Source organism: Lysobacter antibioticus (assembly GCF_001442535.1).
GTDB classification, from domain to species: Bacteria; Pseudomonadota; Gammaproteobacteria; order Xanthomonadales; family Xanthomonadaceae; genus Lysobacter; species Lysobacter antibioticus.
The window spans coordinates 4,785,952-4,810,955 of record NZ_CP013141.1 but is presented as its reverse complement, the minus strand read 5'-3'; the positions used below and the strand labels follow the sequence as shown (position 1 = coordinate 4,810,955).

At 61.2% G+C, this 25,004-nt stretch carries 24 protein-coding genes; 18 read left to right on the top strand and 6 right to left on the bottom strand.

What is annotated here, in order from left to right; all coding sequences use genetic code 11:
* The first annotated feature begins 54 nt into the window (after positions 1-54).
* The 7 genes from GLA29479_RS19605 (at position 55) to GLA29479_RS23915 (ending at position 7,010) form a co-directional block, all read left to right on the top strand.
* Positions 55-297: a YegP family protein gene (locus tag GLA29479_RS19605; RefSeq protein WP_057916423.1), complete on the top strand. Its 243-nt coding sequence runs from the start codon at positions 55-57 to the stop codon at positions 295-297.
* A 58-nt stretch (positions 298-355) separates the two neighbouring features.
* Positions 356-955, top strand: a complete 600-nt coding sequence (locus GLA29479_RS19600; protein WP_144436635.1) for a hypothetical protein — start codon at positions 356-358, stop codon at positions 953-955.
* Between the two features lie 299 nt (positions 956-1,254).
* Positions 1,255-2,535, top strand: coding sequence for a urate hydroxylase PuuD (locus GLA29479_RS19595; RefSeq protein ID WP_057972575.1), 1,281 nt, complete (start codon positions 1,255-1,257; stop codon positions 2,533-2,535).
* Positions 2,525-3,484 (top strand): aromatic ring-hydroxylating oxygenase subunit alpha, encoded by a 960-nt coding sequence (locus tag GLA29479_RS19590; RefSeq protein WP_082638823.1) that lies wholly within the window; start codon positions 2,525-2,527, stop codon positions 3,482-3,484. Before GLA29479_RS19595 ends, GLA29479_RS19590 begins: the two co-directional genes overlap by 11 nt.
* A 103-nt stretch (positions 3,485-3,587) precedes the next feature.
* Complete coding sequence (locus tag GLA29479_RS19585) at positions 3,588-4,604, top strand: urate hydroxylase PuuD (protein ID WP_057972573.1); 1,017 nt, start codon at positions 3,588-3,590, stop codon at positions 4,602-4,604.
* On the top strand, positions 4,601-5,968 hold the full coding sequence (locus GLA29479_RS19580; RefSeq protein WP_082638822.1) for an MFS transporter: 1,368 nt from the start codon (positions 4,601-4,603) through the stop codon (positions 5,966-5,968). Before GLA29479_RS19585 ends, GLA29479_RS19580 begins: the two co-directional genes overlap by 4 nt.
* 61 nt (positions 5,969-6,029) lie before the next feature.
* Positions 6,030-7,010, top strand: a complete 981-nt coding sequence (locus GLA29479_RS23915; protein WP_082638821.1) for a Rieske 2Fe-2S domain-containing protein — start codon at positions 6,030-6,032, stop codon at positions 7,008-7,010.
* A gap of 179 nt (positions 7,011-7,189) precedes the next feature.
* Here the strand turns inward: GLA29479_RS23915 and GLA29479_RS19565 are convergent, their stop codons facing one another.
* Entirely contained in the window at positions 7,190-7,609 is a 420-nt protein-coding gene (locus tag GLA29479_RS19565; protein ID WP_057916430.1) for an H-NS histone family protein, read from the bottom strand.
* Between the two features lie 540 nt (positions 7,610-8,149).
* On the opposite strand from GLA29479_RS19565, the gene GLA29479_RS24830 reads away from it, so the two are divergent.
* On the top strand, positions 8,150-8,434 hold the full coding sequence (locus GLA29479_RS24830) for a hypothetical protein (protein WP_144436634.1): 285 nt from the start codon (positions 8,150-8,152) through the stop codon (positions 8,432-8,434).
* 1,130 nt (positions 8,435-9,564) lie between these two features.
* Positions 9,565-9,762 (top strand): hypothetical protein, encoded by a 198-nt coding sequence (locus GLA29479_RS19555; RefSeq protein WP_144436633.1) that lies wholly within the window; start codon positions 9,565-9,567, stop codon positions 9,760-9,762.
* 98 nt (positions 9,763-9,860) lie between these two features.
* Here the strand turns inward: GLA29479_RS19555 and GLA29479_RS19550 are convergent, their stop codons facing one another.
* Complete coding sequence (locus GLA29479_RS19550) at positions 9,861-10,256, bottom strand: 5-carboxymethyl-2-hydroxymuconate Delta-isomerase (RefSeq protein ID WP_057916432.1); 396 nt, start codon at positions 10,254-10,256, stop codon at positions 9,861-9,863.
* Positions 10,257-10,322: 66 nt separating this feature from the next.
* Positions 10,323-10,817, bottom strand: coding sequence for a lipocalin-like domain-containing protein (locus GLA29479_RS19545; RefSeq protein WP_057916433.1), 495 nt, complete (start codon positions 10,815-10,817; stop codon positions 10,323-10,325).
* A 111-nt stretch (positions 10,818-10,928) separates the two neighbouring features.
* Here GLA29479_RS19545 and GLA29479_RS19540 point away from each other — a divergent pair, with 111 nt between their 5' ends.
* From GLA29479_RS19540 to GLA29479_RS19525, 5 genes are all read left to right on the top strand, one after another.
* On the top strand, positions 10,929-11,768 hold the full coding sequence (locus GLA29479_RS19540) for a LysR family transcriptional regulator (RefSeq protein WP_057916434.1): 840 nt from the start codon (positions 10,929-10,931) through the stop codon (positions 11,766-11,768).
* A gap of 408 nt (positions 11,769-12,176) precedes the next feature.
* Positions 12,177-12,998: a hypothetical protein gene (locus tag GLA29479_RS19535; protein ID WP_057972568.1), complete on the top strand. Its 822-nt coding sequence runs from the start codon at positions 12,177-12,179 to the stop codon at positions 12,996-12,998.
* Between the two features lie 297 nt (positions 12,999-13,295).
* Entirely contained in the window at positions 13,296-13,691 is a 396-nt protein-coding gene (locus tag GLA29479_RS24825) for a hypothetical protein (RefSeq protein WP_144436632.1), read from the top strand.
* A gap of 899 nt (positions 13,692-14,590) precedes the next feature.
* On the top strand, positions 14,591-14,887 hold the full coding sequence (locus GLA29479_RS19530; protein WP_057916435.1) for a hypothetical protein: 297 nt from the start codon (positions 14,591-14,593) through the stop codon (positions 14,885-14,887).
* Positions 14,888-14,948: 61 nt separating this feature from the next.
* Positions 14,949-15,362 (top strand): hypothetical protein, encoded by a 414-nt coding sequence (locus GLA29479_RS19525; RefSeq protein WP_057916436.1) that lies wholly within the window; start codon positions 14,949-14,951, stop codon positions 15,360-15,362.
* 277 nt (positions 15,363-15,639) lie between these two features.
* Here GLA29479_RS19525 and GLA29479_RS26010 read toward each other — a convergent pair whose 3' ends face one another.
* Positions 15,640-17,862 (bottom strand): S8 family serine peptidase, encoded by a 2,223-nt coding sequence (locus GLA29479_RS26010; protein WP_057972566.1) that lies wholly within the window; start codon positions 17,860-17,862, stop codon positions 15,640-15,642.
* Positions 17,863-18,548: 686 nt separating this feature from the next.
* Between GLA29479_RS26010 and GLA29479_RS19515 the strand changes: the two genes are divergently transcribed.
* Both GLA29479_RS19515 and GLA29479_RS24820 read left to right on the top strand, forming a co-directional pair.
* On the top strand, positions 18,549-19,760 hold the full coding sequence (locus GLA29479_RS19515) for a urate hydroxylase PuuD (RefSeq protein ID WP_057916438.1): 1,212 nt from the start codon (positions 18,549-18,551) through the stop codon (positions 19,758-19,760).
* A 40-nt stretch (positions 19,761-19,800) separates the two neighbouring features.
* On the top strand, positions 19,801-20,979 hold the full coding sequence (locus GLA29479_RS24820; protein ID WP_144436631.1) for an alpha/beta hydrolase: 1,179 nt from the start codon (positions 19,801-19,803) through the stop codon (positions 20,977-20,979).
* Positions 20,980-21,160: 181 nt separating this feature from the next.
* On the opposite strand, the gene GLA29479_RS19505 is transcribed toward GLA29479_RS24820, so the two are convergent.
* The gene (locus tag GLA29479_RS19505) at positions 21,161-21,562 is read right to left on the bottom strand and encodes a hypothetical protein (protein ID WP_057972564.1); all 402 of its coding nucleotides are present in this window, start codon (positions 21,560-21,562) and stop codon (positions 21,161-21,163) included.
* 570 nt (positions 21,563-22,132) lie between these two features.
* Between GLA29479_RS19505 and GLA29479_RS19500 the strand changes: the two genes are divergently transcribed.
* Positions 22,133-22,483, top strand: coding sequence for a hypothetical protein (locus GLA29479_RS19500; protein ID WP_057972563.1), 351 nt, complete (start codon positions 22,133-22,135; stop codon positions 22,481-22,483).
* 363 nt (positions 22,484-22,846) lie between these two features.
* Positions 22,847-24,082 carry a WG repeat-containing protein gene (locus GLA29479_RS19495; RefSeq protein ID WP_057972562.1) on the top strand — a complete coding sequence of 412 codons (1,236 nt, stop codon included), beginning with the start codon at positions 22,847-22,849 and terminating at the stop codon, positions 24,080-24,082.
* A 129-nt stretch (positions 24,083-24,211) separates the two neighbouring features.
* Here GLA29479_RS19495 and GLA29479_RS19490 read toward each other — a convergent pair whose 3' ends face one another.
* Positions 24,212-24,955: a TetR/AcrR family transcriptional regulator gene (locus GLA29479_RS19490; RefSeq protein WP_248842764.1), complete on the bottom strand. Its 744-nt coding sequence runs from the start codon at positions 24,953-24,955 to the stop codon at positions 24,212-24,214.
* Between the last annotated feature and the right edge of the window lie 49 nt (positions 24,956-25,004).

Genomic DNA, 25,004 nt, shown 5'->3' with positions numbered 1-25,004 from the left:
GGCCGCAAGGAGCGTCGAGCGCCGTTGTCCCAGTAACCAGGGGGAGGGAGCGCCATGGCTGGCAAACCGCACTTCGAGGTTTATCGGGAAGGCATGAAACCGGGCGGGCAGCGCTCATTGTCCAATGCGTTTCTGGCCGGGTCGCTGACCGATGGGCAGTGGCGCTGGCGGCTGGTCGGCGGCAATGGGGAGCCGATGGCCCATGGTGAGTCCTACCCCGACAAGGACTCGATGATGCGGACCATCGTCATCATTGCGAACTTGGGGGGCGCTGAAATACTGGAAGTCAACGGCTGATGAATCAGCAGCCATTGTTCATGCCGTGCGGTCGGTCAGTCTAGGGACGGAACGCTTCATGGGTATTCACATCAGCTATCACCCGTTTGCGCCGGCCGAAGTACACAGCCTGTACTTCGACGATATGGACCGCGATGCGTCCATCGAGCGCCTGGGCCTGCAACTAGGACTGGGCCTGGACGCCTCGGCCAGGCTGAAAGCCATTTTGTCGCATAGTGGTCGCGCTCGCCCCGAGGGGATGAGCCTGTGCCAGGCGCATGCATACAACATGGCCAAAGTTTCGGGTCTGCTACGCAGCTGCTGGTATACGAGCAACTACCGCTTTTCCGCGTTGCTGGAGCTTCCCGATTTCGGCCAGTACGCGACCGATTGGCGGGACGTAATGCCTGAGAGTATTGCTCGCGAGCCGCCTGCTCATGAGAGATTCGCGTCCCGCAACGACGGGGTCTTTCTCAGCTGTGCAGGGCTGAAACGATTGCGTGCCGATTACGCCGAACATGGGGCAGTGCGCTCCCAGTTGAATCGCGTGTTTCCACGCGGCTGGCTGCCGATTTTCTGGGCGGCGGCGGACTACGCGGTCGCGCGCGACTGTGGGCTGATCGAAGCGGTAAACCTCGTGCGCCCTGATGCCATCGCGCCGTCGTCGCTTATGGCGTAGTGAGAAATAGTGAGCGTCCGGCGTTATGAGGTGTGTGCACAGAAGTAGCCCGAGTCCTGTCCGATAGCGTTACGTTACGGACCGCATTCGCCGCGCTGACCTGGCAAGGAAAGGAGAGGGGGTTTGCGAAACAATCAGCGCAGCTGCTGCGAGCGGCTCGAATGGTTGCCCCTGCTTCTCGGGGCTTCAGAGCGTCTATCGCCGTGGCCACACCGGCCGAGCGTGAAGTCCGCATGCCGAACACTCGGCGCGCCCGGGCCGCGCTTGAGCCGCCCGGAGGCAGGCTAGGAGATTCCGCGATGATAGGCGCATTGCTCGACTTAACGGCCGATGTGGCCCGTTGGCTGCATGTACTCTCTGCATTCGCTTGGCTGGGTGCCGGTCTTTGGATAAGGCGTCTTACGCTGCGATCCAAACCGCTCCTGGATCAGCGGTCCGAGATGGAGGTCTGGGACACGCACAGCCTGTCGTTCTGGCGGACCTCGAAAGTCGCAGCACCGACTGCCGAAGAGCTGGACGGCCTGGTTTGGTCGTTCAATCAGATTCGCTGGCTGGTCGGCACCGGCATCGTGCTGTTCTGCCTGATCTACTATCGGCAACCTCTGGCGTACTTGGTCGACCCGAGCATCGCTGCGCTGACGGCCCGCGAAGCGATCGCAGCCTCGCTGTTTGGCCTGGTGGGCGCGCCTGTGCTCAACGAGTTCGTCAATCGCATACCGCTGCACTTCAAAACTCTGTACATGACCGCATCCATCGCTCATCTCCTCGCCTGGGTGGGGCTGTATGCGAACCTGTTCTCCCAGCACGGCGCCATGATCCAGATCGGCGCCATGCTGGGCGTAGTGATTGCCTTCAATGTCTTGTGGTACCTCTATCCCAGGATGCGCAAGGCGTATAACGCGGTGCTGAAGGGCGAGCAGCCGGACCCCATCGACAGGCAGTACTGGGATCGGCGAGGCCGCCATGCGTACATCACTTTAGCGATCGTCTTCCTGATGCTTTCCAGCCACATGGGAAGTCTCGTCCGGGATAACGGCCACCCTTTCCTTACCATCACCACCATATTGGCTGTGAGCGTGGTTGCTCGATGGGTCCTCGACGCCACCCACCACAATGGCGGGGTCACGCCGATCGAACCCCGCTGGATCACTGCGACTGCGGTCGTGGCGCTCGCGCTGGGGATAACCTGGATGGCTTTGCCGCGTACTCCGGCCAAACCGGTCGCCGTTCCTGCCAGCACACAGGTCTCGGCAAGCAGTGCCGCGCACCCGGTCACGCACCCGCCCGAGCACTCTAGCGCGAGTTCGATTACGAGCTCAGCCTCCAGGGATGCGGCGCCATTGCGCGCTGATGCGATCGTTCAACGGCGCTGCGCAGTTTGCCACGCCGCGCAACCCAGCTTCCCTGGCATGGCCTCAGCTCCGCGCGGAATCGTCTTCACGTCCGAAACCATGCCGCTCTATGCCGGCCTGATCGCCGCTGTAGTGCAGAGCGAACGCATGCCGCCCGGCAACGCTACGGATATGCAACCCGACGAGCGCAAGGCAGTGACTGAATGGGCAACCGGACATGCACGCTGAGCTGCTCCCTTATTGGTATCCGATAGCGCGCAGTGAAGACGTTCGCGAACGCCCCGTCAGCGCATTGCTGTTGGAAACCGACCTCGTGCTGTATCGGGCCGGCCAAGACGTCGTGGTGGCCGCCGATCGTTGCCCGCACCGCGGTATGCGGCTTAGCTTGGGGCAGCATCGAGATGGCGCCTTGATATGCCCCTACCACGGCTTGGCATTCGGGCAGGAGGGGCGCTGCACCGATATACCGGCGCATCCCCATCTCACCCCGTCCCAGCAGTTCCGGCTCTCTACTTACCCGGCCGTGGAGCGTTATGGATTGGTCTGGACCTGCCTTGGGACTTCGCCTTCGCCGTTTCCGGAACTGAGCACCGACTGGGACGATCCGGCATTCCGCAAAGTGACGCCCGATCCGGTTCCGATCGCCGCCAGTGCGGGGCGACAAGTAGAGGGCTTCATCGACGTGGCCCATTTCGCACACGTGCACACCACAACGTTTGCCGATCCTGCCAACACGGCCGTGCCTGCTTACTCCGTCCAGGTCGACGAGGACGGCTTGCGTTTCGATTACTGCAGCACGGTCTCGAACTACGCCGTCGGCAGCGGAATGACTGCGCAGGACTTCGTCTGGCGTCGCAGCTTCGACGTTCGCGTCCCATACTTGGCCCACCTGACAGTGCATTTCCCCAATGGGCGCTTGAATATCTTGAACGGCGCCAGCCCGGTGGCGAGCGATCGTAGCGTGCTGTTCTCCCCGGTGTGTTTCGATTTCGAAATCGGCACCGACGAGGCGGTCAAGGATTTCAACGCCCGCATCTTCGCGGAAGACCGTTTGATGGTCGAGAACCAGCAGCCGCGCCATCTTCCGTTGGAGGCCGCCGAAGCCTCTTTCGCAGCGGACCTCGCATCCGTTTATTACAGGCGTCTGTTACGACAAATGGGGCTGTCGACGGCATGAGCAGCACCTCTCCACTGCTGTCGAATTTTCAGCGCAGACCGAAGTGGGGCGGCACCGGCGCCGCAGGATAAGACGCCTGCCTGATTAATCGGAGGAGGCCATCATGATGGATGCTTTGATCGATTTCATGACCGACATCGTGCGCTGGCTGCATGTCATTGCCGCTATCGCCTGGATGGGCTTTGTGCTGTGGCTGCGCAGGCTGGTAATGAGGGCCCGTCCATTCCTCAGCTCGGCGGCGGATGTCGAGGTCTGGGACACGCATAGCCTCGGGTTCTGGAAAACGGAAAGAATCACTCATCCCAGTGCATCCGATCTCGAACGACTGGTCTTGTCTTTCAATCTGATCCGTTGGCTGTTCGGCACCGGCTTAATCCTTTTCAGCCTGATTTATTACCGGCAACCGCAGATCTACCTGCTCGACCCCAGCGACCCGTCGCTGTCGTCTCGCGCAGCAATCGCCCTTTCGCTGGCGGGATTCATTGGTGCCCCGCTGATCAATGAGGCGGTCAATCGCATCCCGCTGAACCGCCAGGCCATCTATTACGCCGCGTGCGCCGTCCATGTTCTGGCCTGGACATCGCTCTACGCGAATCTGTTCGCGCAGCAAGGCGCGATGATTCAGATCGGCGCGATGCTTGGAATAACCGTATCGGTCAATATCCTGGGTTATCTCTATCCGGCGACGCGCGAGGCGATGGCCGCAGTGATGCGGGGCGAGCGATTCGACCCGATCAAGAAGCTGTACTGGGATCGACGCAACCAGCACTCGTTTCTCCTGCCCGCCGTGGTCTTCCTGATGCTGTCCAATCACTTTGGCGGCGCCATAAAAGCCAACGGCCATGCGTTCGTTACCATCGCCACCGTACTGGCCCTCAGCGTGGCTTCGCGCCATGTATTGGAGATCATCCATCGCAACGGCGGCACCATGCCGACGCGACTTCGCAGGGCAGCCGTCGCCGCCGCGTTCGCTCTGGCGATGGCATTGGCGTGGTTGGCAGGCTTCGAGCACAAGGCCGATCTTCAGGCCAAGGCTGACGCACCTGCAGACATTCCCTTCATCGCTGCAGATGCCGGCGTGCCGTCCGCAAGGGCGGTCTCGCGCAGCCCCGTGCCATGAGCACCTCACAGGTATCGCGACGAGTATGGTCTATCGGCCTGGTGTCCGGCATGGGGGGCATGCTGGTGATGCTGGACGCCACTCTCGCCGCGCTCGCTCTTGTCTGTGTTCAAGCGGATCTGAATGCCCCCCTCGAAGACGCGCAGTGGGTCATCACCAGCTATCTCATCGCCATCGCCGTTTCGCTGCCGACCTCGACATGGTTCGGCCACCGGTTCGGGCATGGACGGATCTGGGGCGTCGCGCTGGCCGCCTTCATCGCGGCCTCGATAGGCTGTGCGTTTGCGGCCAGCCTCGACGCGCTGATTGCCGCCCGTATCGCCCAGGGGCTGGCTGCCGGAATCCTGCTGCCGACCGGGCACGCCATCCTGGTAGGAGGCGCCGAGCGCGACCAACTCGGCCGCGTCCTCGGCGTGGTCGGCACCTTGATCAGCCTGGCCGCCGCCATCGGGCCGGGCATAGGTGGCTGGTTGGTCGATGTCGCCTCATGGCGCTGGCTGTTCTGGATCAACGTGCCGTTAGGAGCGATCGCCGCGGTATGGGCGGCGAAGGTGATGCCGGCGGGCAGGGCCCAGCACGGCCTCAAACTTCCTCTGGGACAGTTTTTCCTCATCGTTACCGGGCTGCCTTTGGCTCTGTACGGCGCGTCGGAGATCACCTCTCGCTACCCTTCCGGAAACGGTTGGCTGTTTATCGGCGGCGGCGCCATGTTGCTGGCTCTCTTCATCGCGGTGGCGCGCACGAGCCCATCGTCGCTGCTGGCGCTCGATCTGATGCGAAATCCCCAGTTCCGCGCGTCGTCGCTGCTGGCCGTGGGAAACAGCGCAAACCTGTTCGGGGGGCTTTTACTGTTCCCGCTGTACTTCCACGCCCAGCAAGAGATGAGTTACTCGCAAATCGGCATGATGTTGGTTTTCATGGGGGCCGGAACCTCATCCGCGCTGTATCTCGCCGGCCACTTGGTGGACCGCTTCGGCCCGCGGCCGGTGGTCCTGGCCGGAGCCGCCATGCTGGCCGTGTCTGCGGCGCCATTTGCCCTGCTATCCGTGCCGTCCGACATCGCGGCGATGTTCATGTTTGTTCGCGGCATCGGGTTGGCCTGGACGACCAATCCGACCACCGCGGCCGCCTATGCCGCGGTGGACCGAAAGGACATCGGCGGCGCGGCCACGCTGGTCAACATCGTGCAACGCGTCAGCGGTGCGCTAGGCGCGGTAGCGGTGGTGGCAGCCATCGGATGGCTGGACGGAGGCGGGGGCCGCGGCGAGGTTCGTGCGATGGGACTGATGGTCGTCCTGCCTCTGCTGCAGGCCTGGTGGGGGACCTATCTGACCGGATATCGCGCCGTGCGCGAACCGGGTTAACCCGTCCTGTCGTCGAGCAGCACGCTGTCGAGGCGTTACTGACGGATCAGTCGGAGGCTTTATGAGCTACTCACAGAACATCATGGATTTCTATTACCCGGTTGCCAGATTGCAGGACCTCGAGGCAGCCACGAAAGAAGGTAAGCCGCTGGCGGCCGTGTTGCTTGGCAAGCCGCTGGTGATCTATAAAATTCAAGGTGAAGTTGTGGTTGCAGATGACCGCTGCCCGCATCGGGGTGAAACGCTCTCTGCAGGAGCTGTGAATGAAGCGGGGTTGCAATGCCCTTACCACGGCTTGCAATTCGCCCATCTGGGGGCCTGCACCCGGATTCCAGCTCATCCCCAAGTGCAGAACTTGAAAAGGTTCGATCTTTGTTCCTATCCGGCCGTTGAGTCTCATGGGCTGCTGTGGACCAGCCTTGGAGCCGGTGCATTCTATGAGCTTGGGTTTGGGCGCGAGAGTGAAAGCCAGCGGCTGGTGGTGGCGCCGCCGGTGAACGTCAATGCTTCCGCTGGCCGACAGGTCGAAGGCTTCATGGATATTTCGCACTTGCCATTCGTACATCGGACGACATTCAGCGATTGCACTGCCGAGGCTATGCCGCCGTATAAAGTCGAATCCTTTGACGGCGGCTTTGGTTTTGAATACAGCAGTTCACTTGGAAATTATCCATTCGACCACCCGTCGCCAAAGGATTTCGCCTGGCGTCGCGCCTACAGAATACATGCGCCTTTTATCGCCATTCTGGACATTTATTTTCCGGACGGGCTGTTCACCATCTTCAATTGCGCATGCCCCGTCAGCGAGGAACAGAGCGTCTGGTTTTATCCGATCCAGTTCGATGAATCATTGAGGCTTGGCTCGGATGCGGAAGTCAATGCATTCTCGCAAAAGGTGCAGATGGACGATCTTGCCGTCGTGGAAAGGCAACGGCCCAGATACATCGATCTGACCAGCGACTCCGAGCAATCCTTTGGCGCGGATATGGCATCCACTGCCTATAGGAAAATCTTGCGAAACCTTGGCCTGGTCAAAGCCTGAGCGGCTGCGGCATCGCCGGATTGTCGAGATCGACGGGCGCCGCTAAAGGTCTATGATTTTGACGGTCGACCGACGCTGCTGGGCTGGCGCATCGACTGAGCCGCGATCGCGGCACGGCTGTTAGGCCATAAAAGGCCGAATGGAGCCGCGCAGCTTTCTCAGGCTTCGAGGATTCTGCGTCAGCGCTGCTTGACGAGTGTTCGTTGGCCTATTGAACTGCTCTTGCGCGCGGTCGGTTTTGCCAGGCCGGGGATCAGGAAGTCGGTGACGCTCCGGCCATACTTCGTTTTCTTGACCAGCCACAGCGGCATCCGCCCACGACCCGACCAGGTATTGCGCTTGTTCTCCGGGTCGCGGTACTTGGCGGCAACCTTGCTCGCCTTTCGGCGCGGCGCCCGCTTCTTGCCGGCAATCTCAACTACCGGCCGATCCCCATAGAGTTCTTCGATCGTATAACCGTGCTGGGCCGCGAGTGCGATCACGTTTCGACGCACTAAGGCGATGGGGCGACGGCTGGATATCAACTGCCTTCGCTGCTCCGCGGCGATCAGAAGGGACGTCAGTTCCGACAGGCTGAGCTTTTCGATATCTATGTTCATGCCGCGAAGGGTCCAGCCCTACCCATCAACCTGTCAAGCAGTAAGGCCGATGGCCTGGGAGAATGCGCCTCGGGCGGGAAGCGGCAGCCCGTCGGAGCTGGGGCTGTACGAGAGGGGGCGCAAGTGTCGGTCCGAGCCGCCTGATGCCATCCTTCATTGGCCCTCCCCGGGACTCCGGGCGCCCCCATCGGCCGGTCAAGGGGGGCTGAACCGGGTTCCCCTGGCTCCACCTTCGCACCGCGCCAAACCGTTTTTTGCTCCCTTGTGGCTAGGCGAAGAACGCCTTATTTTTGGTTGTTATTGCAATAGCCGATGGTTTCGGGGGGGGCAGGCGCAAGGCCGATTTTGGGCCGAAACAGCCCGATATTTGCCCCATCTCCTTGTCGTGGCCTCGCAATGAGGCTGGCGCAACGGGTGGGCGCCTGGTGGGCGGGGCAGGTGCTATATCGGCCAAGCGATCAGTTGGATACGCTAAGGTCTAATAATTCATTCGAGCCGAATCCGCTTCGCGGCTTGGCTTGATTCCGGCGACAGGCAGCTATGAAACTCTCTCGTGTCATGCTCCATCTAAGCCTTGTCCTCCTTCTTGCCGGCTGTGGCTGCGGCGGAAACGAAGACGCTGTGCGCAAAATGCGTGCGATGCCGAAAGAGAGGCTTGCTGCGCTCTACCAATATATTGAATCCGTTGATTCAAGTCGGAAAAAATCAAATCCGATTATCATGAGCTTCGATAAGGATCCAATTCCAAAAGAGATTTCCGACCTGGATCCAAAATACCTTAGGGTCGATGGTCTTGGGGGGCATACACATTTCAGGTTGTGTTGACGACAAGATCTATCTCTTCTTCGATGGGCTTGAGTCCCCGGATAGCAAAAAGAAGATCACCCTCACCCTTGGTGAGTGGAAAGGATCGGAAACACTGTGGGAACAGTAGGGCGGCCAGCTGACAATTCATTCGAGCCGAACCCGCTTCGCGGCTCGGCTTCATTCGGGCGTCAGACGGCGGGGAGAGATCGGTGAAACCTGATCCGGTGAAAGCGACGAAGGGTAGTGCCTCGGGCCGCAAGCTTTGGATAGCGGCTTTCTGTGTTGGCGCCGTCACTCTGATCTGCTGCTTGGTGGTGATCGTGATTCACCCAGTGGTCGCATCCTCCGCGAAATGGATCTACTGGCTAGCGCTCGGGTCCGCAGCCCTGTGTACGGCGGCTGCAGTACAGCTGAGGAGTCTGGGCAGGTTGGACGCGGCGGATGAGGGCGCCTGGCTTGCGCGCATAGGCACGAGCGACTCAAAGGATGTAGGGCATGGTTTGGGCGACGTTGATGACTAATGGCTGATTCCGCAGTAGCGCGTTCGCACGACTCAGTACGAGTTACCGTTTAGTAGTTCACTCAAGCCAAAACCACCTCGCGGCTTCGGCAGTCGTGCCGTATCTGCAGCTGCGCCGGCTCCTTTCTGTTTGCGCTGAGGGTCGGCTTAATCTAGGCGTCAGGAGTGATTGGATGGAATGTTTCGCACACCAAAACACCGCGGCCGTTGGTGTCTGCAAATCTTGCGGCAAGGGTGTCTGTCGCACATGCGCCGTTCAAGTCGAGCGAGGTCTCGCTTGTTCCGAGAGCTGCCGACCATTCGCCGAGTCTTTGTCGAAGGTGCAACAGGCGTCCATTCGCAACATAGGTCTATTGTCCGCTCAGCGCGCTGTCCAGCCGTTGTTTGCGGCACTTTCTTTTGGTCTTGGGCTGGTTCTGGCCATTACCGGCCATAGAGACATTTTCACCTGGTTCTTTCTCGCCTTAGGGGGCGGCCTGGGTGTCGCTTTTCTCTTGTTCCGCCAAAAACGAAGTGGTGGCAGGTAACTGGTATCACTCCTAACGATTCATTCAAGCCGAAGCCGAAGCCGCTTCGTGGCGGGGCTCAATTAAGGCATTAGGCGGCAGGGGAGAGAAAAATGGCGCTAATGGATATCTTCGAGCTCGGGGATCTATTCTTGTCATGGCGGCTCTATGTCGGAATAGCCGTTTCCGCCACGCTGTGCTGGCTCGTTTTTGCCTCCATCCCAAGTGAAACTCTGGCGTGGATCATCGCAGCCCCGTTGGGTGTCGCCGGAATAGGCTTGAGCTTCTGGTGGCAAGTGCGGGCGGACTTGGGTAAGTGAGCAGCCGCTTCCTGCTTCTGGCGGCCAGCAAATTGCACGAGCCGGTCGCCTGACAGTCATTCAAGCCGAAGCCGCTTCGCGGCGCGGTGGAATATCCGTCAATCGGTGCCGATCGGCATGCCCAACGGCGCCATACGCGGACCAGGCAGTTGCATCATTGCGCGATTGAAATAGGTCGCCTGCTCGAACTCGGCGATGTTCGCTGCAATGCGAGGAAGCAGTGGGAACATTTCGGCCAGCTCGTTGACGATGGCTTTCGACAAGGCAGCGCGCTGCTCGACACTGCGTCCCTGCATGATCCAAGCGAAGGTGTGGATGAAGTCCTCTCGTCCGCCCCCGACAGCATAGATTCGAAAAGGGAGTATGCGGACCTTGATGTCCGATTCCTCGAATAGCCCCGAACAGCTCGCCACTCGATGCAGCCGAGCGATTATCGATTCTTCGTTATGAATCTCAAGTACTCCCTGGGAACAGTCGACTACGAAGTGCGGCATGACGACTCCATCGCTTGAAGAATGAATCGAGGGCGCGATTGCCTCCGAACGGAAACGGGGGAAGGCTTAATCAAGCCGCTGCCACACCGACACCGGGATGCTTCCATCCGCCCGGGGCGGCACCTTGTAACGCAGCTCTGCGCCATCCAACTTGTATTGGCGCTTCTGGGTCGTGCCTTCCCAGTTCGGGAAGGACGAGCCTTCGATCGAGAACAGCAGCATCCCCGCCCGATCGTCGATCGACATCGTGCCGTAGTGAGTGCTGCTGCCCATGACCGCGGACCTGAACTCGTCGGCACTGCCATCGGCCTTGCTGTCGCTGGCGAAACGCGGGCGTTCGGACTTGAAGATCTGCAGCGAATACCGCCCCTTGGTATCGACGACAAGCCTGCCCTTCGGGCGCTCGCCGTAGTCCCGCGTCGTCTTGCCATCCGGCAAGACCTTGTCCGCGGCGACCAGGGTCCAGGTGCCTTGCAGCGGGAAGGCGTTTGTCGGAACTGACGCGTCGCGCGCGGCCAGTCCTGCCAGCATTGCGACGAATGCGCCGGTCAATGGTTTCATCGCGGTGAGTCCTTATGGGTTGGGGATCGACCGTCCCATCCTAAGTCGCTTGATCGATATGAAGAATGCATTTACAAAGATATCTGACATTTAAAAATCGAATCATTCGAGATGAAAGCGATGGACGTGGACGCGGTCAGGGCCTTTCTGCTGGCGGCCGACTTGCACAGCTTCACCCGCGCGGCCGATGTGCTGGGCACCACCCAGTCCGCAGTCAGCCTCAAACTGCAGCGTCTGGAGGGACAACTCGGCCGCCGCTTGCTGGAACGCACACCGCGGCATGTTCGCCTTTCGGTCGAGGGGTTGGCGTTTCTCGGCGTGGCGCGCGACCTGGTGTCGTCGCACGATCGCGCGGCCGCTGCCTTCGAGACCGAGCAGCGCCGGTTGGCGATCGGCATCAACCAGCAACTGGTCGGCAGCGAACTCCCGCTTCTGCTGCGGCAGATACGCGACCACGATCCGAACCTGTTGGTCGAGATGCGCATAGGCGGCACCAAGGAACTCATGCAAGGCCAGGAGCGCGGGGAGCTCGACGCCGTGCTGGTGCTGCGTCCCGAGGATCGCGGCAAGCGGGGCAAGGTTGTGTTCGCGGAGTCCTTTTCATGGTTCGCGGCGGCCGGCTGGGAGCTGCGCACCGGCCAGCCACTGCCGTTGGCGACGCAAGGCGAGTCGTGCCGCATCCGCATCGAGGCGGTACGCGCGCTTGACCGGGCCGGCGTCGCATGGCGCGAAGTCTTCGTAGGCAAGGGTGCCGCAATCCTGGGTGCCGCCGCTGTCGCCGGCCTCGCGGTGGCGCTGTTGGCACGGCGCGCGGCGCCGCCGGGCACGGTCGACGTCAGTGGGATCCTGTCGCTGCCGGCGATTCGCTCGCAGGACGTGATGCTTTACAGCAACCTCAGCGATCGGCGAACGCGCGATGCATTGCGCGTCCTCACGCTGGCCTTTCAGTGAAGGAACCGAGTCGCGGGTACGGGTTGTGTCGACAACAACTCGCTGCCCATGTGGAAATAGAATCGGGTCAGAGCGCCATTTCAATAGCCGGATGCTCAGTGTGCGCGCAGGAAAGGGGCTCTGATCAACACCCGCAATTTTGCCCGCTCTGCCGGCCCGTGATGTCGCGGTAACTAATGGTTTCGTTTGGGCAAAACCCGATTGGCGGGCTATCCAAGCCGTGCCCACAATCCGCGCTACGCCACGACTCTGGGGCTAATCGTGGCTATGCCTATGCATGAAGCGCTCTCGCCGACGGAAAGAGCTGTTCGCTTTGGTGGGGTGGTGTTGGCCCACGCTAGCTTCAGATGCCGGTCAAGTTTCAATGAGCAGCATTTCATCGGTACTCGAAGGCACTGGACAAGCTGCATGACCAACGTCACCCACGCGCAGGCTCTCGACAAACTCGCTGCCAGAACATTAGTGCAGAATCTGGACGAAGACATCGCGCGACAGCTCGGTAGCACGCTCGCTTACGCTAAGTACGATCGTGCAATCGCTGCCGATCCGGCCGCCCACGCCTTGGTGCCCTTGCTGCGTCGGTGGAACTGCGTGCTGCAGGCTGGGGCGGATGCCGCCTCTCCGATCTATCGCGACAAGACCGCGGTGGCGCTAGCAATCTTGTTGCACAAGTACGGCATCGCCGATGCCGCCATCGCGGCGCGCGCTGACGTGGCTATCGACGCTCTGAATACGAAAGTCGCCCTCAGCGACGACTTCCATCGCAGGAGCGACGCCATCAAAACGATGTTCTTGCGTACTGCGCCGGCCTCGCTCAAGCGCGCACCCGGTCATCCCGACAGCCTGAGCTTCCATCGCGCCGCCGACGTCGTCTCGATGCAGCTCGACGGCCGTTACTACGCCGCTTACGTGCACGGCTGCGTTAATCCCAATGAAAGCCCGATAATCGAGTTCTACGACGCCGTGTTCGACCACGTCCCTAGCTTGGCCGAACTGACTGGAAGACGGGCCAAAGGGCAGCGCTATGACGACGGAAGCGAGAGCGTGTCGAAGTATTCGGTGGCGGGAATGAAGTTCATGCCCGACCCGGCCGGACAGATCGTACTGGTAAAGGCCTGCGTGGAGACCGCGCCGGATAACGCGCACCTGCCCCAAGGCGTGGGGCTTTTCACTGTTTCGGACATCTTCGACATTCAGGGAAGCGTGGGCCGGATGTTCGGCCAGGACTGATGGCGTCTGGCCGTGCGAACGATGCTTCAACTCTGCAAAGTCATGCCAAAGTCAGTGTCCTGCCTTTGCGCTGGGTCGGTTGACTGCTGTAGACAAGGCATCAGCGTCGAAGTGGCGCCGCTTGGTCGAGTCGGTGAGTCCGAGCGAGCAGGAACGGTCTCAGATGCAAACCCGGTTTCCCTATCCTGCGGGCACGTGTTATATCGGCCAAGCGATCAGTTGGATACGCTAAGGTCTAACAATTCATTCAAGCCGCCCCCGCTTTGCGGCACGGCTTAACTCCAGCGGCAGGCAGCTATGAAACTCTCTCGTGCTTTATTCCACCTGGGTCTTGTCTTCCTACTTGCCGGCTGTTGGTGCGGCGGAAACGAAGACGCAATTCGGGCAATGCGTGCGCTGCCGGACGAGCGGCTTGCTGAGCTCTATCAATATATAGAGTCTGTTGATGCCAGGCGGAAAAACTTAGATCCAATTAGCATGGACTTCCCAGGGAATCCGGTTCCCAAAAAGATTTCCGACCTGAATCCAAAATACCTTCGCGTCGGGGGCGGTAAGGCGCTCATACACATTTCAGGCTGTGTTGACGACAAGATTGATCTTTACTTCAACGGGCTTAACTCTCCAGACGGGAAAAAGACGATATCCCTTGCTCTAGGTGATCATAAGGGGTTGGAGATACTGTGGGAGCAGTAGGCCGCCAGCTAACAATTCATTCGAGCCGAGCGCGCTTTGCGGCGCGGCTTAATTAGGGCGTTAGGCGCCGGATAGAGGGGCATCGCAGATGAAACGCGCTTCTAAGGTGGTCGTCTTGGTTCTAGGAGCTGCGGCTGCCGGATACATGAGCTGGTGGTGGTATCGCGTAAGTCATTACTCGGAATGGGTTTCGCGAATTTCAATCGGCGAAACGGAAGAGCGGGTTCTGGCAGTTGTGGGTCGCCCCGTCATGGCCAACACTTCTCCAGGCCCCATGTGGTGCGACGGACCTGATATCGCGCATGAGTACATGTATGGCGCCGCTGTCTTCGCTAGCTGGGACGTTATCGGATTCAACAAAGACGGTAAGGTTGTGTGTAAGCAGGAACTGCGGTCGCCATGACTGGTGGGCACCTAATAGTTCATTCAAGCCGAACCCGCTTCGCAGCTCGAACTAATTCAGGCGTTAGGCCCCCTTGACAGCATCAGCGGCTGCTTGTGGATTGTGCGGGTTCTTGACCGGGCCTGGGAAACCTTGTCCTAGCTGCGGCTGCGTCTCGTCAAACCGGTCGGACAGTGACTGGCGCTCCGGTACTCTTTCAGAGGTCCATCGCCATTACTTCGATGTCGGGCTGCCGTCTGTGAGGCTTTCTCTCGTCGCGGAAAACTGACATGCTTCGCTGAAGGATGCGATCCAATGAGTCTCCGAATCGCTGAGCAATGGCTGCGCCGCATTATCTTGGGAGACGGCATGCGTGTCTCAGTAGCGATCACAAGTTCTGATAGCGGTATAAGCGCCATGCTGTCGGTAGACGGGCCCTGTTCTAACGATTCGTCGAAGCCGAAACCGCTTCGTGGCTCAGATTAATTACGGCGCTAGGCGTAGGTTGAAATTACTGATGAGCCAAAGAGAACCAAACCTCTCCATAGCCGGCCGCCTCCTGTTTTTTGAGGTGGTTCTTGGCATCGTCCTGATGTTTGTCCTCGGTCAGTTTGGTCTGCCGGGCGAGCCAGTGCTTGTGGGGGTATGGCTGTTTAATCTCATCACCGCCACATACTTGTTCAAGGCGGCCAAAGCCCAAGGGAAAAGTGCCGTCTTCTATGGCCTTGTTTCTGTCTTTGGGCCTCCAGGTTCGCTGTTCTCGTTCTTCAGGCTCCACAGCAACGCGGTCTGGGCCGGGCTGGGAAAGGTCTAGCGATTCGTTCAATCCGAAGCCGATTTTCGGCGCGACTTTAGCCCCGCCCGAGGGTCCGGCGTTGAAACTCGCACAGACTATTCTTTCTATCTACGCTCTCTTGCCCGCGGTGGCTTTCGCCCAGGGCATACAGGCGGAGGCGAGAAAACAGTTCGATGAATGCATGACGGAGACGAAGGCGGACCGTGAGCAATGCAGCTTCGGCGGCTGCGGGAACATCATTGGCACTTGCTACGACCGGCAGCTCGGCACCATTTCGGCCTCAATCGAACTGCTGATGAGGCAGTTGAGCGCCGGGCAATGTGCCCAGTCAGCGGCCTCAGCTGCGACCGAAATCGACGCGCTCGACGCCAGGTTGAAATCGCTGCCGCCGCTGGATAACACCTGGAGTGGATATGAGATTCAGGTCGAAATCGCGATGCTGAAACATAAGGTACTGAGCGGCATGACTAAAGAGTGCCAGGGGCCCCGCTGATTCCGACAACGCAACCGGCGAACGCCGATCGAAGGATGAGATGCCCGTCGATGATAGGGTCAAAGCAGGGCGGCTTCCCTGTTGTACGGGTGGTAGTCCCCATCGCCCTTGCTGGTGAGACTCTCTAAAACATCGATATTGCGCGGCGCCCGGCTCGCCCCAGGTGTACCTCCACCTCGGGGCTCTCAAAGAGAAACCCCGGCCGGAGCCGGGGTTCTTTACCTCATCCGTAACCGCAGTTACAGAATCGTTCTGCGAGTCCTGTCGAAGGCCATCATCAGAACTTGATGCTCCAGCTTTCGAGCGTGCCGATATCGTTAGTCGCGTTGTCCTGCACGCGCAGCTTCCAGGTGCCGTTCAAACCTTCGGTGGTCAGGTTGAGGGTCTTGGTGCCGCGAACGTCGTCGGCGCTGTCGCTGGCATTGAAGCCCTTGATGGAATACAGCGAGCCGTCCGGCGCGACGAGGTCGACACGCAGGTCGCCGCGGAAGCTGTGGTCGATCGCCACCGTGACCACCGCAGTGCTGGGGGCGTTGCCCGTGCGGCCGGCCACCGCGATCGGGCTTTCGATCGTGGTGTTGTCCTTGATCGCATAGTCGGCGTCGTTGGTATAGGTCTGCACGCCGCCGCCCGGGGCCGCCACCGTGACCGAAGCGGTCTTGGTGTGGGTGGCGCCGGCGTTGTCGGTGACGGTCAGGCTGACGTTATAGGTACCGGCCGCGGCATAAGCGTGGCTGGGGTTGGTGGCGGTGGAGGCCGCGGTGCCGTCGCCGAAGTTCCAGCTGCGCGAGACGATGCTGCCGTCGCTGTCGGTCGAGCTGTCGCTGAAGGTGGCGGTCAGGCCGCTGACGGCGGAGCTGAAGTTCGCCACCGGCGCCTGATTGCCCGGGCCGCCGCCGATCAATGCGTCCACCGCTTCGAACGCTCGCACCATGCCGAAACCGTACTCGTTGTCGCGCCCGGCCGTGCCCAGGTCGAGTGCGCTGCTCGTCAGTGCATTACGCACTTCCGTGGCGGTCGCGCTCGGCTTGGCGCTGAACAACAGCGCCGCGACGCCTGCGACGTGCGGGCTGGCCATCGAGGTGCCGCTCAGCACGGCATAGCTGTTGACGTCGAAGGTGTAGCTGGGATTGATAGAGGCGGTCTGGCCGGTCAAACCGCGCAGGGCCTGACCGCTGCCCTGGCTGACGGCCACGGCGCTGATCGTGGTGGTGGCCCCGCCGGGGAGGCCGGTGTTGTAGGGGAAGGGGTCGGAGACGTTGTTGTACAGAATGATGCCGCGTCCACCGCCGCTCTTGACGAAGTTCACCTTGTCCGAGGTGGTGTTGTCGCCGCGCTCGCACAACACGATCTTTCCGGTCCAGGCACCGGCCGCGGCGCAACGTCCGCCATCGACCAGTCCGCCGCTGGCCGCCGCAGAGGCCGAGCCCACCATCGGCAGGCTGTCGAAGCTTTGGCTGCCGACGGCGACCGGTTGGCCGATCTTGGGATAGGTGCTGGAAATGTCGGAGCCTGGCGCGGCGATATCGACGGCGTCGTTGTACTGCGAGAACGAAGCCTTGGCCTTGTTGGCGTCGATCGCGGCGACCGAGATCACATCGGGATAAGAGGCCGGATAGCTCTTGGTGGTATTGCCGGAGTTGCCGGCCGCCGCCACCGACACGATGCCCTGGTTGAACAGAGTGGTGAACGCAGTGCTCTCGTTGCTGCTGGGCAGCCCACCGCCGAGGCTCATGTTGATGACCTTGGCGCCGGCTTCGGCGCAGCGGTTGGCCGCGTTGACCAGGTCGGAGGCGTAGCTGAAGCCGCAGGTGGGGCCGTCGAAGTACTTGACGATGTGCAGGGAGACTTTGCCCGGGCTGACGCCGATCACGCCCTTGCCGTTGTTGCCGACTGCGGCGATGGTGCCGGCCACATGGGTGCCGTGGCCGCAGGTGTCGGTGTTCCAGGTCTGGCCCGTGCTGGCATATCCGCTGACGGTAATGCCGGCGAAGTCCTCGTGGCTGGCGCGCAGCCCGGAGTCGATCACGCAGACTTTGACGCCGTGGCCATCGGCGCCGCTGGCGACGGTATCGGGCGCCTGCACCTGCGGAATGCCGTAGGGCAGATATTCCGCCATCGGGTATCGCGGTACGTCGCGTTCCACGACCAGGTTCGGGTTGCCGCGCAGCTTGCGCAGGACCTGCTCGGGCAGCGACACCACCATTGCGTTGAGGTGGTCGAACTCGTAGTGCGTCTTGCCGTTGGAAATGCTCGGCGCGGCGGCGCCGGAGGCGCGCGCCATGCTGGCCGTTTCCGCACGCACCGCACTCACGGTCTGCTGGATCTGCGCTTTGACCTGAGCCTTCTGGCCCGGCTGGAAGCGGACCCACACGCGGTTGGGATCTCCGCCTTCCGGCCGGTTGTCCGGCAACTGAGCGCCGGCTACGCCGCTGACGCACAGCGCTACGGCTGCCGAAAGCGCGCAGATGCGCGGGTATCGCTTGAATGCACTATTCATATCCACTCCCCAAGAGTTCTTTACGTGATTAGTTATGTGGTTAGTAACGCAGCGATCGAACTGGCCGCGCAGTGTTGGAAAGATCGGGTGGCGCGATCCGGATCCATACTTCGGGAGGGTGTGTGCGAATAGAAGACCAAGACACCGATGACAATCACAGATAAACGCGGGATCAATCACACTTGCAGAAGGCGATATTCGCGTGCGAACGCCCGACTCCTCGATTGCGGTCTTAAATAAATCCGTATCCAGACTTGCACGTGAGCGGCGAGGGCGGCCCGGATGATTGCGCTCGCGGTTCGAGCTAATCCATGGCGCATTGATCAAGCGGGGGCTATCGGTCAAAGGCGGGGCGTCGATGCATGCGCGTGGGTGAGTTCCGGCGAACGCCTGCAGACAACCGCTGCGGCACCGCATCGGATCTTCATTGGCGGCAGAGCTCTCAAAGGGCTCGTGGCCGGCCCAAGGTCTGCGGCCGGTTGTCGGGTCGAGCTCAAGGTGTCTCTCGTGGTGCTCGGAAAGGTCAGGTTCCGCGACGCCGCAGTGGGCGTGTTGCAGTGAGGGTGCGTGAGTGAACCGCCGCGCTGTTCGGAAGTAGCGTTTTATGGCGGTACGCACTGGACCCAGGAAGCGCTCGAATTCGGGACGGGTTTCTCGATTATCGGGACGGGACGGAAGGAAACCTCGTGATAGTCGATACCTTGCTCGATTTCGTTGCCGACATGGCCCGCTGGTTGCATGTGCTTGCTGCGGTCGCATGGATGGGGTTCGGCTTGTGGCTCAGGCGCCTGGCATTCCGGGCTCGGCCATTGGTCGGTCCCAGCGCCGAGTTGGAGGTTTGGGATACTCATAGCCTGGGCTTCTGGCGGACCACGAAAGTGGCCGCGCCGACGGCGTCGGAACTCGAAGGCCTGGTCTGGTCGTTCAATCAGATTCGCTGGCTGTTCTTCACGGGCCTGGTGTTGTTCGGTCTCATCTATTACCGCCAGCCCCAAGCCTATCTGATCGACCCCGGTGTTCTTTCAATGTCAGGGCGAGCGGCCATCGCTTTCTCGTTGCTGGGGTTGTTGGGTGCCCCATTGATCAACGAGATCATTAACCGCATTCCGCTTTCTTATCGACGCACCTACATTCTTTGCTGCGCGATCCATGTTCTTGCCTGGGTCTATGCGTACGCCAGTAAGTTCTCGCAGCACGGCGCCATGATCCAGATCGGCGCGATGTTGGGGGTGACCATCACTACCAATATTTTGTGGTACCTCTACCCGGCGACGCGCGAAGCGGTGGACGCCCTGGTCAGAGGCGAGCGTCCCGATCCGGAGAAAAAGCAGCTCTGGGACCGACGTAACCATCACTCGTTCCTCCTGCCGGCGGTAGTCTTCCTGATGCTGTCCAGCCATATGGGGGCCGTCGTACGGGCCAATGGCCACGCCTTTCTCACCATCGCCACGGTTCTGGTCCTTAGCGTGATATCGCGTTTTATACTTGAAGCGACGCACAGGAATGGCGGCGTCATGCCCTCGCGATTTCGCTGGATCACCGCTTGTGCGGCAGTGACGGTTGGCCTGGGAGCAGGTTGGCTTGCGTGGGCCCGGAATGGGGCGGAGCAAGTTCGCATCGAGCGCCATGCGCATGGCCCCGCAACCGATAACCGCCCCTTGCTCGCGGAGGAGATCGTTCTGCGCCGGTGTGCAGCCTGCCACGCTGCGCAACCCAGCTATCCGGGCATGGCCTCGCCGCCTCGCGGGATCGTCTTCACTCCCGACACTTTGCCTCGCTACGCCGGTCAGATCGCGATAGCGGTGGGTACCGAGCGCATGCCGCCCGGCAATGCCACGCAGATGCAGCCGAGCGAGCGCAAGGCGCTGACGGAATGGGCGACCGGTCATTCACGCTGAGCTATCGCCCTGACATGTCTGCCACGGCCTGAAGTTCGGGGTGAAGGGTGTTCACCGGCCCGGCACGGCGTCGGGCTCCGCGGGCCGGACAGGCGTCGTCAACCGATTGCCGGGTGGTGCGTTGGATGGCGACGTCGGCCGCGTCCCGCGCGCCGACGATCAATCATGGAGCGAAGCGATGATTTTGAAAGAAGAAGGAACGAGAAGTAATACGAGATCGCGCCTGCGCGCAGGCCTGCTGTGCGCGGGCGCGGCGTTGGCTCTCTTTGTCGCCGATGCCAGCGCGTGCGTACCGACGAAATTGCCGATGGGCGTGAAGGGGCCGGGGCTTTGCTATGGGGCGGAAACCTGGCCGGAGCCGACGCTCGGAGGGCGGACGCTGGAGCAGCAGTTCGACTTCTACCGGACGCCCTCGACGACGCCGACTCCGTTGATCGTCTGGGCCCATCCGAACGGGATGAGCAAGGCGTTGCCGCAAGATTCGCCGATGTATCAGGCGCTGGTCGTCCCGGCGCTGCGGGCCGGCTTCTCGTTCGCGTCGATCGAATTCCGGCATCCGGTGGCCAACGACGCGCTGCCGAACAGCGATGCCGATCCGGGCGTGCCGCATTACGACCTCGCCTATGCGCTGCAGTTCATTCGCGCCAACGCCGACGCGTTGAATATCGACAAGCGCAACGTATTCTTCGTCGGGCAATCGCGTGGCAGCTTGGCAGTATGGACGGCGCTGCAGGACGACATGCGGGATACGGACAGCCCGGACCCCGTCGCGCGCCAATCCACGCGCGTGAATGCGGTCTATGCGGTGAATGCCCAGACCACGTATTCCGGGGCGGAATTCGCCAATCGCTTCTTGATTCCGGCTGACCGGGCGAAGTTCACCGCCGCGTTCAATCAACAACATCCGAAGCACGAGCAATTCGGCAGCGCGATCGGCAGCGTCAATGCCGGCGTCAAGGCGGATCCGCCGGTCCGCTTGATCTACGACAGCCCGGAGGTGGGGCGGCTGTTGTCGCTGGAGGAAATGAGCAAGCGCGACCCGATTCATTACCCGGATTTCGGGCCGGCGTTGTGTCGTGCGTATGCGCTGGCATTCGGCAGCAGCGCCTATTGCACCTACGATGCGGACACGCGATATGAAGGCGACCCGATAGCGGCATACGCCGGCTATGTCGACTTCTTCAAGCGATATATTCGCCCCGGCACATCCAGCCCTTAAGGTGCCGGTGATGAAGCCTGGGGCTGGGAATCTGGGCCATTGCAACGATTAGCTGGGCGTAGCCGAGTCACGCTCTCCGAGTGCCCCGGATAGCCTTCACGTTCCGGCCCCCGGGCCAGCGCAGCTACAGCGCTGGGCCGGGGCGTCGGTCGCATCGAACCCCGCAGGGTGCTTTCGTGTCTTAGCCGAGGTACCGGAGCGTGAAATCCATTTCGATGTTATTGCCGCTTATCGGGCCCGGTTTGTCGAGTTTGTACCGGTTGGTATCGCTGACACTGCCACCGTCGGCGTCACTGCCTTGGAAGGGGTCATCCCAATTCACCGATACCGAGTTGTGCGACTGGTCGAGGATGTTGTAGCTCACTCGTCCCTCCGTCCCGCTCATGGGTTCATCGGACTCGGTCTTCCACGCGCCTTTGTCTCCGGATCTGATGAAGGCCGGCGGGTATTCGTCCCATTTGCCGTGGGGCAAGCTCTCCGTATTTCTGTTGAGCTGCAGATCGAAGGGCGTGTTGTTCCGCAGGGTGACGACTACCGAGCGCGCGGCGTCCTTCGACTGCTTTCGGGAGGTCGAATCCGACATGGCTGCTGTCTCCTTCGTGGGGGTTGAATCGAGGGTGCGATCTCCCTCTCGGCATCGGCGGTTTCCGACCGGTCGCGTCGCGATCGTTGCCTGGCAGGATGGAAACACCGGCCGGCCATAATGTTGCTCACGAACCTTCATTCTGTGATCGCGTGAGCCAGATTCGGATGGCGTCGGCTATCGCGCAGTGGCGGTCGCAGGATCTTGCGGCGGGTGTCTTGTTCCGCCTCCCCGTGGAGGACTGCCCCTCATCGCTCGCATGCTTGCGACCTGTGCGCTGAGCTCGAAATCGATTGTGACGCCGCCCCTAAAACCGAATGCCCGTGTCGTCGGAGGTAGGGGGTGCGTTAGTTCGAGTTCGTCTGTATATGCGATGTGGATCTCCGCATCCGGCGCCACACCGACTCCGCGTGCAGTTCTTGAACCGGGCCGCTCGCAGGCCGGGGAAATAATTGTCATCGAAAGCTAATGCCGCGGATTCCGGCGTCCGACCTACGTCACGAAGAACGGAGCCATCGCACCTCCAGTGCGGTCCATTGCTCGCTGTTCTTAATCACATGGAGCGTAACTATGAACATCACGAAGATCGCTTTTGCTGGCGCGCTCGCCATCTCAACACTGCTGAGCGCGGACAACGCCGCGGCCGCAGCGCCGTATCCCACGGCAACAGCGGCCACCTCGGCAAAGGTAGCCCCATCCCCCGAATCGGTCGAGTTCTTCCGGCAACTGTGGGATAACGCAATGCTTTTTGCGTATCGCGGATATGGGAACTTCGCGCAGTCCACCTGCGATATCTATCGGTCGCAGGTTTGGCCGGACCCCGGTGCCAATGAGGTCGTCCCGCTCGTGCATCTTCAATGCCGAATCAGCGTAGTCAACATTTACATCCACCACACCAATCCGCTGCCGTTCCCGCTGTGAACCGGGTTGGTCGCCCAGACACCGATGTGGCGACATCGAGGGCGATAGTCCGATAGCGCTGATCTGATCGAAGGGCGAGGACGGACCACCGTCCTCGTCCTTCGCCCTGTCGCGAACCCGCGGCGCTCAACCGGGCGGCGTTCTTCATGCCCGGTTTGGGGGCACTAACCTGAGGCCTGGCCCCTACCGACGGTTCTGGCGTCGCTGGCAACCCTGCCGGTCGCTGCGTTTCGAGCGATCTTTCTGGCGCATTGACCGCCTGCGTGGTGCTGCGCCGACTGCGACTTCCCTTCCGCAGGCGTCGAGATTCGTGCTAATCATGGCAGTCTTCCGTGATTGGTTGCGCGCCCAAGGATCGAGCGTATGTCGAAGATAGTGCAAGTGGCTGCGATCGCGTTGGTATGTTCGATCTCGGGTTGCGCCCCTGTTCGCTACTATCAAGCGCTCGCCGGCAAATCCGTCGCGGAGCCGGAGCCGCCGAAGATCGTGGAGCGCGGGCAGCGCGCCCCGTCGCACGAGAAGGTGACGGCGATGAGCGATGGCTCGTACCTCGCGCGGATTCGCAAGCACGGCGAACAGCGGTTCGGTGTGGTCGATCGGTCCGGCCGGGTGGTGATTCCGATCGGCTACCAGTACCTCACCGATCTTGGCGGTCAGGGTTTCGTCGCTATCGGCTCGCAGAGCCTGCGCGGTTTCGACCGGCAGGGCAACGAGACGTCGACGACGCAGTTCGAGCGCGAGCTGCATTTCCGGAACGGTCAGGCGGTGGCCGTGGTCAAGGCGGCCGTGGGCGGTTCGAGCGAGGAGCGGTACGGCGTTATCGATACGCGCGGAAAGACCGTTATCCCGTTCGAATACAGCGGCATCTTCGAGTCCAGTACGGACGCGAGTCCGACCGTGTCGTGGTATCGGGTCCGTCGCGATATCGCCGGCCCGGGCGAACCCGGGAAAATTCGCGCTGGCTTGCTCGACGCCAGAGGGCGGACCGTTCTGCCGATCGCCTACTACGACGTATCCCCGGGCATCGATCGCCAAGGCCTGGACCGAGGCTGGGCGACGGTGTTCGAGCAGGAGCACGAGGGCGTGGCGGTCAACTTCATCACCGGCGTGCGCATGCATCGAACCGGCGGCAGCTTCTATGGGCGGACCGTGGGTTATAGCGCCTTGCTCAATCCACCGCCGGAAGCGCTGAACCAGTACCAGAAAATGCAGTATCGCAAAGAGCATGCGGAACGTTACCGGCTTGAGTTATTCGATACGCAAGGCAAGTTGGTCTACGACCAGAGCGATATCGGCGCGACCTGGGATCTGCGCGGGCTCATCGCGGTATCCCGGACGAACAAATTCGCCTTGCTCGATGCCGACGGCCGGCCGCTGACGCTGTTCAAGTACAACGAGGTGAAGGATTACGGCGGCGGCCAGGCATTGATGGTTGCCGATGGGAAGGTCGTATGCATCGATGCGGCCCATGCGCCTGGCACGGAGCGGCCCGCGCGCGAATGCACCAGGGCGACGACCAAGAAGGAAGGCGGGAAACTAAAGCGCCGACAACGCGATCCCATCGCAGTTCCCGCGGTCTACCCGCGTTACCGCGGTTGAAACCCTGTGGTATGGAGCATGCGGGCGCCTCCTTGCTGGACCGATCCTGCCGCAGGTATGCCCCTTTCTTGGCTCCTGTAGATCTGGACCGCAGCCGTCGTCGACAGTGCCTGTCCATGAAACGCAGGCTCACGCCCGATTTATGTGCTCGATATAGGCCAGGAACATGTCGGACATGGCCTCCGCATAGGTCTTGATCTCCGGTAGCGTTCGCGGGGATTCCGAGAATTGCTTGCCGACGGTGCTGAGGGTCGCGCCGATGAGGTCGCCTGCGCGTACGCTAGCCGTTCTGGAGGTGTTCGGCAGCACCTCCCGCATGAACGCCTGAAACGTGCGTTTGCCCGTAGCGCGTGCTTTCTTGGCCTCGGGCGCGTCGCGGTAGAGCGGGGCGGCATCGTTGAGCGCGACCCGCATCTGGGCCTCTTCGCACTCCGAACGGATGAAAGCCTGGACCAGGGTACGCAACCGCTCGTGCGGCGGCTTCTCGAGGTCTTTCAGGATGGTGCTCAGCAAATCGGTTGTCTGCTGCCACTCGTCGCTCTGCAGCCGGAACAGAATGGCCGCTTTGTTGGGAAAGTATTGATACAGCGACCCGACGCTGACGCCCGCTCTCTCGGCCACCCGGGCGGTGGTGAACCGTTGCGCGCCTTCCGCGGCCAGAACTTGAGCGGCAGCTTCAAGGATCGCACTGACGAGCTGGTTCGATCTGGCTTGTCTCGGATGCTTTCGCGAAGAAATTCTGGGGGGCTTGCGATCTGCCATGGCCGGTCTGTCGATGCGGAGTGGATATGACGAGTTGATCGCATCATAGGCCCTGGAAAGAGAAATGGCTGCGGCGTCGCCTTCGCATCGCGCCTCGGTGTGGCTGCCCATAAGCGGCGTATGCCTTGCGCTTGTCCCGATGAAGGCTGGGTTAGCGAAT

Excerpts from the sequence above, each read along its gene's own strand:
- GLA29479_RS19590 (WP_082638823.1), top strand. The coding sequence starts at position 2,525 with ATGCACGCTGAGCTGCTCCCTTATTGGTATCCGATAGCGCGCAGTGAA.
- GLA29479_RS19585 (WP_057972573.1), top strand. The coding sequence starts at position 3,588 with ATGATGGATGCTTTGATCGATTTCATGACCGACATCGTGCGCTGGCTG.
- GLA29479_RS26010 (WP_057972566.1), bottom strand. The coding sequence starts at position 17,862 with ATGAATAGTGCATTCAAGCGATACCCGCGCATCTGCGCGCTTTCGGCA.
- GLA29479_RS19535 (WP_057972568.1), top strand. The coding sequence starts at position 12,177 with ATGACCAACGTCACCCACGCGCAGGCTCTCGACAAACTCGCTGCCAGA.
- GLA29479_RS23915 (WP_082638821.1), top strand. The coding sequence starts at position 6,030 with ATGAGCTACTCACAGAACATCATGGATTTCTATTACCCGGTTGCCAGA.
- GLA29479_RS24825 (WP_144436632.1), top strand. The coding sequence starts at position 13,296 with ATGAAACTCTCTCGTGCTTTATTCCACCTGGGTCTTGTCTTCCTACTT.
- GLA29479_RS19600 (WP_144436635.1), top strand. The coding sequence starts at position 356 with ATGGGTATTCACATCAGCTATCACCCGTTTGCGCCGGCCGAAGTACAC.
- GLA29479_RS19500 (WP_057972563.1), top strand. The coding sequence starts at position 22,133 with ATGAACATCACGAAGATCGCTTTTGCTGGCGCGCTCGCCATCTCAACA.
- GLA29479_RS19490 (WP_248842764.1), bottom strand. The coding sequence starts at position 24,955 with ATGGGCAGCCACACCGAGGCGCGATGCGAAGGCGACGCCGCAGCCATT.
- GLA29479_RS19605 (WP_057916423.1), top strand. The coding sequence starts at position 55 with ATGGCTGGCAAACCGCACTTCGAGGTTTATCGGGAAGGCATGAAACCG.
- GLA29479_RS19550 (WP_057916432.1), bottom strand. The coding sequence starts at position 10,256 with ATGCCGCACTTCGTAGTCGACTGTTCCCAGGGAGTACTTGAGATTCAT.
- GLA29479_RS19565 (WP_057916430.1), bottom strand. The coding sequence starts at position 7,609 with ATGAACATAGATATCGAAAAGCTCAGCCTGTCGGAACTGACGTCCCTT.
- GLA29479_RS19530 (WP_057916435.1), top strand. The coding sequence starts at position 14,591 with ATGAGCCAAAGAGAACCAAACCTCTCCATAGCCGGCCGCCTCCTGTTT.
- GLA29479_RS19580 (WP_082638822.1), top strand. The coding sequence starts at position 4,601 with ATGAGCACCTCACAGGTATCGCGACGAGTATGGTCTATCGGCCTGGTG.
- GLA29479_RS19545 (WP_057916433.1), bottom strand. The coding sequence starts at position 10,817 with ATGAAACCATTGACCGGCGCATTCGTCGCAATGCTGGCAGGACTGGCC.
- GLA29479_RS19555 (WP_144436633.1), top strand. The coding sequence starts at position 9,565 with ATGGATATCTTCGAGCTCGGGGATCTATTCTTGTCATGGCGGCTCTAT.
- GLA29479_RS19505 (WP_057972564.1), bottom strand. The coding sequence starts at position 21,562 with ATGTCGGATTCGACCTCCCGAAAGCAGTCGAAGGACGCCGCGCGCTCG.
- GLA29479_RS19595 (WP_057972575.1), top strand. The coding sequence starts at position 1,255 with ATGATAGGCGCATTGCTCGACTTAACGGCCGATGTGGCCCGTTGGCTG.
- GLA29479_RS24830 (WP_144436634.1), top strand. The coding sequence starts at position 8,150 with ATGAAACTCTCTCGTGTCATGCTCCATCTAAGCCTTGTCCTCCTTCTT.
- GLA29479_RS19495 (WP_057972562.1), top strand. The coding sequence starts at position 22,847 with ATGTCGAAGATAGTGCAAGTGGCTGCGATCGCGTTGGTATGTTCGATC.
- GLA29479_RS19540 (WP_057916434.1), top strand. The coding sequence starts at position 10,929 with ATGAAAGCGATGGACGTGGACGCGGTCAGGGCCTTTCTGCTGGCGGCC.